The organism is Luteimonas changyuni (assembly GCF_039548395.1).
Classification (GTDB): Bacteria; Pseudomonadota; Gammaproteobacteria; order Xanthomonadales; family Xanthomonadaceae; genus Luteimonas.
In genome coordinates this window covers 21,682-31,205 of sequence record NZ_JBCLUZ010000024.1, presented here as the reverse complement: position 1 = coordinate 31,205, position 9,524 = coordinate 21,682, and the positions used below count along the sequence as shown (strand labels likewise).

The 9,524-nt window shown below is 68.9% G+C and carries 8 protein-coding genes; 6 read left to right on the top strand and 2 right to left on the bottom strand.

The window, feature by feature from the left end:
• Nucleotides 1-106: 106 nt before the first annotated feature.
• Nucleotides 107-667, bottom strand: coding sequence for an NUDIX hydrolase (locus WCD84_RS09895; protein ID WP_343254086.1), 561 nt, complete (start codon nucleotides 665-667; stop codon nucleotides 107-109).
• A 294-nt stretch (nucleotides 668-961) separates the two neighbouring features.
• On the opposite strand from WCD84_RS09895, the gene nhaC reads away from it, so the two are divergent.
• The 5 genes from nhaC (at nucleotide 962) to mtnC (ending at nucleotide 5,917) form a co-directional block, all read left to right on the top strand.
• Nucleotides 962-2,467 carry a Na+/H+ antiporter NhaC gene (gene nhaC / locus WCD84_RS09890; protein ID WP_343281258.1) on the top strand — a complete coding sequence of 502 codons (1,506 nt, stop codon included), beginning with the start codon at nucleotides 962-964 and terminating at the stop codon, nucleotides 2,465-2,467.
• Nucleotides 2,468-2,504: 37 nt separating this feature from the next.
• Nucleotides 2,505-3,866 carry a sodium-dependent transporter gene (locus WCD84_RS09885; RefSeq protein ID WP_343254084.1) on the top strand — a complete coding sequence of 454 codons (1,362 nt, stop codon included), beginning with the start codon at nucleotides 2,505-2,507 and terminating at the stop codon, nucleotides 3,864-3,866.
• Nucleotides 3,867-3,917: 51 nt separating this feature from the next.
• Nucleotides 3,918-4,565 (top strand): methylthioribulose 1-phosphate dehydratase, encoded by a 648-nt coding sequence (locus WCD84_RS09880; RefSeq protein ID WP_343281257.1) that lies wholly within the window; start codon nucleotides 3,918-3,920, stop codon nucleotides 4,563-4,565.
• 92 nt (nucleotides 4,566-4,657) lie between these two features.
• Entirely contained in the window at nucleotides 4,658-5,212 is a 555-nt protein-coding gene (locus tag WCD84_RS09875) for a 1,2-dihydroxy-3-keto-5-methylthiopentene dioxygenase (RefSeq protein ID WP_343275995.1), read from the top strand.
• Nucleotides 5,213-5,221: 9 nt separating this feature from the next.
• Entirely contained in the window at nucleotides 5,222-5,917 is a 696-nt protein-coding gene (mtnC, locus tag WCD84_RS09870; RefSeq protein WP_343281256.1) for an acireductone synthase, read from the top strand.
• A gap of 42 nt (nucleotides 5,918-5,959) precedes the next feature.
• On the opposite strand, the gene WCD84_RS09865 is transcribed toward mtnC, so the two are convergent.
• The gene (locus WCD84_RS09865) at nucleotides 5,960-7,528 is read right to left on the bottom strand and encodes a calcineurin-like phosphoesterase C-terminal domain-containing protein (RefSeq protein ID WP_343281255.1); all 1,569 of its coding nucleotides are present in this window, start codon (nucleotides 7,526-7,528) and stop codon (nucleotides 5,960-5,962) included.
• Between the two features lie 152 nt (nucleotides 7,529-7,680).
• Between WCD84_RS09865 and WCD84_RS09860 the strand changes: the two genes are divergently transcribed.
• Nucleotides 7,681-9,507 carry a sensor domain-containing diguanylate cyclase gene (locus WCD84_RS09860; protein WP_343281254.1) on the top strand — a complete coding sequence of 609 codons (1,827 nt, stop codon included), beginning with the start codon at nucleotides 7,681-7,683 and terminating at the stop codon, nucleotides 9,505-9,507.
• Nucleotides 9,508-9,524 lie beyond the last annotated feature (17 nt).

Genomic DNA, 9,524 nt, shown 5'->3' with positions numbered 1-9,524 from the left:
GGGTTTTGGGGGGGGGGGCGGGGTCCCGAGGTGGGGGGGGGGTGGGGTTCCTCCCCCCCCCCCCCCCCCCAGGAGGCCGGCGGGGACATCGCAGCTGTAGCTGCTTCTACAGGGGCAGTGCGCGTGCGAGCCACTTGCGAGCCATGCGCCGCAGCGAGGGATCCATGGTCTCGTCGGCGGCGATCGCCCCGACGTCAAGCCACGCCAGCGCGTGCGACTCCTCGCTGACCACGAAGGCTTCATCGGGGCCCGCGCGCACCACGTAGCGCACGTCGTGGTGCCAGTGCCCCGGCACCTCCTTGCGCTCCGGGATCCAGTGGCGATCGAGGTCGAAGATCCCGCCCTCCAGGCGCAGGCCCGACAGGCCGCTTTCCTCCGTCGCCTCGCGCAGCGCCACGCGGGCCAGGTCGAGGTCGCCGTCGGCATGACCACCGGGCTGCAGCCAGCGGTCGAGCTTGCGATGGTGGGTGAGCAGCGCGCGCCGGCCATCGGCGCTGACCAGCCAGGCGGAGGCGGTGAAGTGGCCTTCCAGCCGCGCGCGCACGAAGGGATCGGCGCCGTCGCGCAGCAGCGCGATGAACAGCCGCGACTCGGCGGCCTCGTCCGGCCAGACCTGCGCATGGGCGATGAATGCGGATTCGAGCGAAGCCAGTTCCGGGTGCGTCATTCTGCAAAGCCGCATCCGCGGCGCTATGGGGAGCTGTGCCCATTATGAAGGGCTCCGCGGGCCGCGCGCCTCGGCGTTGCTGCCCGGCCTTGCCGGAGGCTTCGCGCTGCACTGCCGCTTGTGCGCGCTCAAGCGCTTTGGCAAGGTACGGCAGCGTTGCCATCGCCAGACAGGGGGTCCCTTGAGCCGTAGCAAGCGTCACCACCCCCGCGGGCAACCGCACGGGGGCTCTCCGCGCATGTCGCTGCCGCGCAGCGGCGGGATCCGCGCCAGCCACCGGGCGACCCGGCGCGCATGAACGCACGCCGCCCCTTGCGCGAGCCATCGCTGTGGCAGGCGCTGCTGCCGCTGCTGTTCCTGTCGGTTGCCCTTGGGCTGGCGGTGTACCTGTACAAGGACGATGCCTCCTACGGCGCCAACCAGATTTCCCTGCTGCTGGCGGCCGGCATCGCGGCGGTCATCGGCCTGCGCAATGGCGTCCTGTGGGACGAAATCCAGGACGCGCTGGTGACCGGTGTCTCGCTGGCGGTGGTGCCGATCTTCATCCTGCTGGCGGTGGGCGCGCTGATCGGCACCTGGATCCTCAGCGGCACGGTGCCGACGATGATCGTGTACGGGATGAAGCTCCTGCACCCCTCGTATTTCTACCCGGCCACGTGCCTGATCTGCGCGCTCGTCGCGTTGACGATCGGCAGCTCCTGGACGGTCGCCGGCACGCTGGGCGTGGCCCTGATCGGCGTGGCGCAGGGGCTCGACATGTCGTTGCCGATCACTGCGGGCGCGGTGATCTCCGGCGCCTATTTCGGCGACAAGATGTCGCCGCTGTCGGACACCACCAACATCGCACCGGCGGCCGCGGGCAGCGAGCTGTTCGCGCACATCCGGCACATGACCTGGACCACGGGCCCCAGCATCGTCATCGCCCTGGCGCTGTTCACCGTGGTCGGCTTCGGGGCCCGCGGCGATGGTGCCGGCGCCGCCTTCGGCGATCTGCCCGCCCTGCTTGATGCGCGATTCACGCTGGGCTGGTATCTGCTGCTACCGATGCTGGTGGTCTTCGCGCTGGCGATCATGCGCTTCCCTGCGTTCCCTACGATCATGATCGGCGCGCTGCTGGGCGCGGTGTCCGCAGTGGTGTTCCAGCCCGACACCGTCATCGCGCTGGCAGGCAACCAGGACCTGGCGCGGCCGATGGCACTGCTCTCTGGCGCGTGGAAAGCGATGTTCAACGGCTACCAGGCCGCGACCGGCAATGCCGCGCTCGACGAGCTGCTGAGCCGCGGCGGCATGTCGAGCATGCTCAACACGGTGTGGCTGGTGGTCTGCGCGATGGGTTTTGGCGCGGTCATGGAGCGGACCGGGCTGCTGGAGCGCATGATTCGCAGCGTGCTGAAGGCGGCGCGCTCGACGGGCTCGCTGATCGCCGCCACCCTGGCCACAGCGTTTGGCGCCAACGTGGTGACGGCCGACCAGTACATGTCGATCGTACTGACCGGGCGCCTGTTCCAACCGGAATACCGCAGGCGCGGACTGGCACCGGTGAACCTGTCGCGCGCCCTCGAGGACGCGGGCACGATGACCTCGCCGCTGATTCCCTGGAACACCTGCGGCGCCTACATGGCCGCGACCCTCGGCGTCGCCACGCTCGACTACCTGCCCTACGCGTTCTTCAACCTGGTCAGTCCGCTGGTCGCCCTTGTCCTGGCCTATGCGGGCTTCAAGATCCTGCGGCTGCCGGCCGCCGCCCCGGCCGCGACGGACGCGCCTGCGGCGGCAGACACCCTCCCGACTCGCGGCTGACCAGGCCACGCGTCATTCGACTTTTCCGGATTCGCCCATGGACAAGACAACTTCCATCCACGGCATGTGGTCTTCCCGCCTGACGTTCATCCTTGCCGCCACCGGTTCCGCGGTCGGTCTCGGGAACATCTGGCGGTTTCCGTACATGACCTCCGACAACGGCGGCGGTGCGTTCGTCCTGGTCTACCTGGGATGCATCGCGGTGGTGGGCCTGCCGATCCTCATGGCGGAAATCCTGATCGGCCGCCACGGCCGCATGAGCCCGATCAATACGCTGAGGGGAGTGGTTCGCGATACCGGTGTCAGCAAGGCGTGGGTCGGTATCGGCTGGATCGGCATCGTCGCCGGCATCCTGATCCTGAGCTTCTACAGCGTGGTCGCCGGCTGGACGCTGCACTACGCATGGCTCTATCTCAAGCAGCTGTTCGGTGGCACCGGTATCACCGACCCGGGCGCGACGTTCACCGCCCTGCTGGCCAGTCCGCTGGAGCTGACGTTCTGGCACGGGCTGTTCATGCTGCTGACCGTCGCGGTCGTGGCACTGGGCGTGGAAAAAGGCCTCGAACGCGCGGTTCGCTTCCTGATGCCGGCGCTGTTCCTGCTGCTGCTGGCGCTGGTGGGCTACGGCATCAGCACGGGCTACATGGGCCAGTCACTGTCGTTCCTGTTCCGACCCGACTGGTCCCAGATCGACGGCAACGTGTTCCTGCGTGCCATGGGCCAGGCGTTCTTCTCGCTGAGCCTCGGCATGTGCACGATGATGACCTACGGCGCCTACCTGCCCCGCGAGGGAATATCGATCCCGCGCGTCGGCATCGCGGTGGCGCTGACCGATACCACCGTGGCGCTGTTGGCGGGCATGGCGATCTTCCCGGTCGTGCTGTCGTTCGGGCTCGAACCCGCCGGCGGCGGTCCCGGCCTGATTTTCACCTCGCTGCCGCTGGCGTTCGAGGCCATGTCGATGGGCGCGGTGTACGGCCTGCTGTTCTTCGGCCTGCTTGCGGTGGCGGCGTGGACGTCATCGATCTCGCTGCTGGAACCCGCCACCGCGTTCATGGTGGAGAAGTTCGGCGTCAGGCGTCGCAAGGTGGCTGCGTTGTCGATGGCCGGCCTGTGCTGGCTGCTGGGCCTGCTTTCGGTCCTGTCGCTCAACCTCTGGTCGGAGGTCCGCATCTTCGACCGCAACATCATGGACTTCATCGAACTGGTGGCCAACGACCTGATGCTGCCGCTCGGCGGCCTGCTGATCGCGCTGTTCACGGGCTGGGCGCTGAACCTGACCATCCTGCGCGAGCAGCTTTCGGAACTGCCCGATGCCCTGTTCACCGCCTGGCGCTGGCTGCTGCGCATCGTCGCACCGCTGCTGGTGCTGGCGGTGCTGGTCAGCGCGGTGTTCTGACCCGCCGGCATCATGCACGGGCCCTGGCCGGGGGTCGGCTAGAATCTCCGCATGAACCAGCACGCCATGCCCTACGACAGCCATCGCCTGCGCGAACTCGCGGGCGAACTCATCGTCAATATCCGCGAGCTCGCCCGCGCCGGCTGGACCCCGGCGACCAGCAGCAACTTCTCGCAGCGCCTGGACGATCGCCACGCCGCGATCACCATCTCGGGCCGCGACAAGGGCCGACTCAACGAGGACGACATCATGGTCGTCGACTTCGACGGCCGCGCAGTAGGCAGCGACAACCGGCCCTCGGCCGAGACCCTGCTGCACACGCAGCTGTACGCCCGCTCCCCCGAGATCGGCTGCGTACTGCACACCCATTCGCGTGCACAGACCATCGCCTCGCGGCTGTTCGCCGGCACCGGCCACGTGCGCCTGGAGGGCTACGAACTGCTCAAGGCCTTTCGCGGCAATGCCACCCACGAGGCGGCCATCGATGTCCCGGTGCTGCCCAATTCGCAGGACATGCCCACGCTGGCCGCCCAGGTCGACGCCCTGCTCGACCGCGGTCCGATGTGGGGCTACCTGATCGATGGCCATGGCCTGTACGCCTGGGGCCGCGACATGGCCGAGGCGCGCCGCCACCTGGAAGCCTTCGAATTCCTGCTCGGCTGCGAGCTCGAGCTGCGCCGGCTGACGCTGGGCCACTGAGCGGGCGCACGCCCGGCGCACAGCGTTCCGCACACGCAACCACGCCAATCGCATCGGCTGCTACGCTGGCCCGCCCACACTGGAGATCCGCCATGAGCCGCCTGCGCATCTTCGCCGACGACGCCCCCGGCGCCGCCCTTCTCGACACCTCCGACGGCGATGCCATCGCCCGCGAACTCGGCGCCATCGGCGTCACCTTCGAGCGCTGGCAGGCCAACCGGCCGATCGCCGCCGGCGCATCGCAGGACGAGGTCCTGGCCGCCTACCGAGCCGACATCGACCGCATCAGCGCCGAACGCGGCTTCACCACGGTCGACGTGGTCAGCATCGCGCCGGACAACCCGAAGCGCGACGAGATGCGCAAGACCTTCCTCGACGAACACTTCCACAAGGAAGACGAAGTCCGCTTCTTCGTCGCCGGCTCGGGCCTGTTCGTGTTGCACGTGGACGAGCGCGTGTACGAGATCGAGTGCGTCAGGAACGACCTGATCGCCGTACCCGACGGCACCACGCACTGGTTCGACATGGGCCCGGAGCCCGAATTCGTCGCCATCCGCTTCTTCCAGCAGCCCGACGGCTGGGTCGGCCACTTCACCGGCACCGACATCGCCCGGAAATTCCCGCGCTACGAAAAGTCCGCGCGCTGAAAAGCCCTTATGAAAACCACCATCCTCACCGACATCGAAGGCACCGCCGGCAGCATCTCGTTCGTGCGCGACGTGCTGTTTCCCTATGCGCGCCGCGAGCTGCCGCGCTTCGTGCGCGAGCACGGCAAGAATCCCGAAGTGCGGCGCTGGCTGGACCAGGTCGCGACCGAGCACGGCGCCATGTGCGATGACGCGATGATCGTCGAGGTGCTGCAGGGCTGGATCGACGAGGACCGAAAGCACACCGCGCTCAAGGCGCTGCAGGGGCTGATGTGGAGCGACGGCTATCGCAACGCCGACTTCACCGCGCACGTGTATCCGGACGCGGTCGAGGCGCTGCGCGCGTGGCACGCGGCGGGCCATCCGCTGGCGGTGTACTCCTCGGGCTCGGTGCCGGCGCAGCATCTGTTTTTCGGGTACTCCGACGCCGGCGACCTGCGTCCGCTGTTCTCGGCCTTCTTCGACACCGCGGTCGGCGGCAAGCGCCAGGCCGCGAGCTACGCGAACATCGCCGGCCAACTGCGCCGCGAGCCGGGCGACATCGTGTTCCTGTCGGATGTCGTCGAAGAGCTGGACGCCGCGCGCGATGCGGGCCTGCGCACGGTGCTGGTGGACCGCCGCGAAGACTACCCGGAGCCGCGCACCGGCGAAGCCGCCAACGGCCACCCGCGGGTGGAATCCTTCGCCGCCATCGACGCCGCCTGAGCCATCTCCGCGGGCGCCGACCCGGCAGCCCGAGACGGCGACTCAGCCGGCGTCCAGGCGGTACGCGGTGCTGGCGCGCTGCTCGCCGTGCCAGCGGTCGAACGCGCGGACCTCGATGCGATGGTCTCCCGGCGCAAGGTCGGTCGGCAGCGCGCCGCGCCAGAGGTGCACGGACGGTTCGGCTTCGGGCGAGCGGTCATGGCCGCGCAGCGCGGGCGCGGCATCGTCGCGTGCGTTCTCGGCCACGAGCCAGGGGTCGGGCCGTTCAACGCGTGCCATCGCATGCCACTCGCCTTCGTCCACCCGGTATTCCACGCGCGTGTCCGCCTCGCCCATATAGACGTTGGCGTACACCGCCCATGCCGGGTACGCGCCCTGCCGCAGCACGCGCGGCGCGTGCAGGTGCATGGCCTGCGTGCGCGCGGGGTCATCGGCCGGGAGGCGCGCCGGATGCCATGACAGTCGGTAGCCGCCGTCGGCATCGACCTCGAGCCGGGCGTGGCCGTTGGGCGTGCCGTCGGCCATGGTCGCGTCGGGGATGCCTTCGGCATCGGGTGCGCCCGACCAGAACGCGCCGCTGGCGGCACCGACGTTGAACTCGTGCAGCGGCGTCGTGCCGTGCCAGCCATCGGCGGCGCCGTGGCGGTGGTGCCGCTGCGTATGGCGATGGCCGCTGAGCACCAGCAGCTTCGGGAACGGCTGCAGCAGCACGAACAGGCGCTCGCGGTCGGCGCTGCGGAAGGTCTCCGCGCGGCCGGGGGCGGCGGTATCGAACAGCGGGATGTGCACGCCCAGCACCAGCAGGCGATCCTTTGGCACGGTTGGCAGCCACGCTTCGAGGAACTCGAACTGGTCTTCGCGCAGGCCGCCGACATAGCCCGGCCGCTCGCCCGGAAGCTGCACCACGTCATCAAGCACGACGAAGCTCGCCGCGCCGGCTTCCCAGGCGAAGGTGTCGGGGCCGTAGCTGGCGCGGAACGCCGACAGCGAGGCGTCGTCGCCCTGCGCATCCGGATCGATGTCGTGGTTGCCCGGGACGTGCAGCCACGGCAGGCCCAGGCGCGTGGTCACGGCGTTGATCGCCGGGTACAGATCGACCACGTCGTCGACGATGTCGCCGAGGCTGATGCCGAAATCGGCGCCATGCGCATCGCCAGCCAGCAGCGGCGCGACGATGTCGCGCGCGTAGTAGTCGACGTCGGCCACCGACTTCACCTGCGGATCCGCGAACAGCAGTACCGACAGCGTTTCAGCATCCGTGCCGGTATCGCGCAGCAGTGCGAAATCGCCCTGCCGCAGGCCGGGTCCGGGCTGCGGCGCGCGCCAGGCCGCGGGCAGCCCGTCGGCGCGCAGCGGCATGCGCCAGCCGGCGGGCTTGACCACGAACACCGGCGCGCCATCCTGCGCATCCAGGCGGTAGCGGCCTTCGCCATCGGTCCGCGCCAGCGACCTGCCATCGGACACGATGACCCCCGCGATGCCCGATTCGCCTGCACCGGCAATGCCGTCGCCATCGCGATCATCGAAAACCTGCCCCTGCCACTGCGCCGCGCCGGCTGCTCCGGCGGCCAGAATCAGCAGCGTCGCGACGAGGCATCGGATCATTTGCATCAATACACCTGGCTGATCGGGATGGCCCATTATGCCGCTGCGCCCCGTTTACCCTGCGAGGTCGTGCAGGCATATGATTGGCCTGCGATGATTTCCGTTGCGGCCATGGACGCGGTAGAGGGGACGTCTGGATGAACGTCGTGGTTTCGGGGATGACACGAACCGCCGTGCTGCTGGCGCTGCTGGCGCTGCTGGTGTCCTGCGCCCTGCCCTGCAGCGCCAGTGCCGCCGGCGTGATCGAACTCTCCGCCGACACCCGCGAGATCGCGCTCTCGGCCCATGTCACCTATCGCCATGACTCCGCCGCGACGGACACCCTCGCCGACGCATGGCGAACGCTTGACGCCGGCGGCTTCGAACCGCTGCCCGGCGGCAACCCGGCTTTCGGCTTCCAGGACGGCGCGTTCTGGGTCCATGCGCGCGTGGTCAACCGCAATCCGGGCGAACCTCGCTGGCTGATGGTGCAGACCTATCCGCTGAGCGACCACCTCGACGTCTACCTGCGCTACCCCGACGGCCGCGTCGAACACCAGGCCGGCGGCGACACCCTGCCCTTCAGCGAGCGCGCCATCCGCTACCGGCATCCCAACTTCCTGCTCGACCTGCCGCCCGGCCAGCCGGTGGACATCCTGTTCCGGGTGCAGAGCCAGAGCTCGATGCAGGTGCCGCTGGTGCTGTACACGCCCGGCGCGTTCACCGAGCTCTCGCGCGATGCGCAGCTGGCGATCGGCCTGTACTACGGCATCCTGCTGGCGCTGTTCTTCTACAACCTGGTGCTGTGGCTGGTGCTGCGCGACGCCAGCTACTTCTGGTACCTGTTCCACATCAGCGCCTTCGGCCTGGTCCTGTTCTGCCTCAACGGCCTGGGCTTCGAATACCTGTGGCCCAACAATATCTGGCTGGCCGACAAGTCGGTGCCGCTGTCGATCAGCCTGGCGCTGATCGGCATGCACCAGTTCGCGCGCGTGTTCCTGGGCCTGGGCGACCGCTGGCCGGCGGGTAACCGGGTGAGCATGATCGCCATTGCCGCCTTCGCCGGCTTTGGCATCGCGGCGGTGTTCGTGCCCTACCGCCTGATCACCCCGGCGGTGTCGCTGGCGGTATTGGCCAGCATCGTCTGGATCACCGTGGTCAGCGTGGTGGCGCTGCGCAAGGGCTACCGGCCGGCGCGCCTGTTCCTGCTGTCGTGGTCGATGTTCCTCGCCGGCACGGCGGTCTTCACCCTGGTCGCCTTCGGGGTGATCCCGAAGACCTTCTACACCGAGTACGGCGTGCAGATCGGCTCGGCGCTGGAGATGCTGTTCCTCTCGGTCGCGCTCAGCTACCGCTACGCCTCCCTGCGCAACGAGAACGAACGCATCGTCAGCCAGGCCAACGTGCAGCTTGAGCACACGGTGGCCAAGCGGACGCGCGAACTGCGCAGCACGCTCGACCAGCTGGAGCAGGCCCATTCGCGCCTGCGCGAGTCCTCGCGCCGCGATGGCCTGACCGGCCTGTACAACCGCTCGCACTTCCACGATGCCTTCGAACGCCTGCTGGTGGCCTGCAACCGGGACCGGCAGCCGCTGTCGCTGCTGATGGTCGACCTGGACTTCTTCAAGACCATCAACGATGAACATGGCCACCTGGTCGGCGATGACGTGTTGCGCGCCGCGGCGCAGCGGATCGGCAAGGCGCTGCGGCCATACGAGGCGCTGCTGGCACGATTCGGCGGCGAGGAATTCGTGATCGTGCTGCCCGGCACCGACCTGCGCGCGGCGGTGGCCGTGGCGGAAGAGGTGCGGCGCGCGATTTCCTCGGCGCCCTGCGAGTCGCAGCAGGGGCCCAGCGTACGCATCTCCGGCAGTGTGGGAGTGCATACCGTGGTCCCGGGCACCATCGACGACATCGACGACGCGCTGCAGGTCGCCGACCAGGCGCTGTACGCGGCCAAGGCCAACGGCCGCGACTGCGTGCGGACCTCGATCTCGGCGGCCTGAGCGAGCCGCGCCTGCAC

What these genes read in the sequence shown, in the direction of transcription:
- WCD84_RS09865 (WP_343281255.1), bottom strand. Translation starts at nt 7,528, where the DNA reads ATGCAAATGATCCGATGCCTCGTCGCGACGCTGCTGATTCTGGCCGCC.
- nhaC (WP_343281258.1), top strand. Translation starts at nt 962, where the DNA reads ATGAACGCACGCCGCCCCTTGCGCGAGCCATCGCTGTGGCAGGCGCTG.
- mtnC (WP_343281256.1), top strand. Translation starts at nt 5,222, where the DNA reads ATGAAAACCACCATCCTCACCGACATCGAAGGCACCGCCGGCAGCATC.
- WCD84_RS09895 (WP_343254086.1), bottom strand. Translation starts at nt 667, where the DNA reads ATGACGCACCCGGAACTGGCTTCGCTCGAATCCGCATTCATCGCCCAT.
- WCD84_RS09885 (WP_343254084.1), top strand. Translation starts at nt 2,505, where the DNA reads ATGGACAAGACAACTTCCATCCACGGCATGTGGTCTTCCCGCCTGACG.
- WCD84_RS09880 (WP_343281257.1), top strand. Translation starts at nt 3,918, where the DNA reads ATGAACCAGCACGCCATGCCCTACGACAGCCATCGCCTGCGCGAACTC.
- WCD84_RS09860 (WP_343281254.1), top strand. Translation starts at nt 7,681, where the DNA reads ATGACACGAACCGCCGTGCTGCTGGCGCTGCTGGCGCTGCTGGTGTCC.
- WCD84_RS09875 (WP_343275995.1), top strand. Translation starts at nt 4,658, where the DNA reads ATGAGCCGCCTGCGCATCTTCGCCGACGACGCCCCCGGCGCCGCCCTT.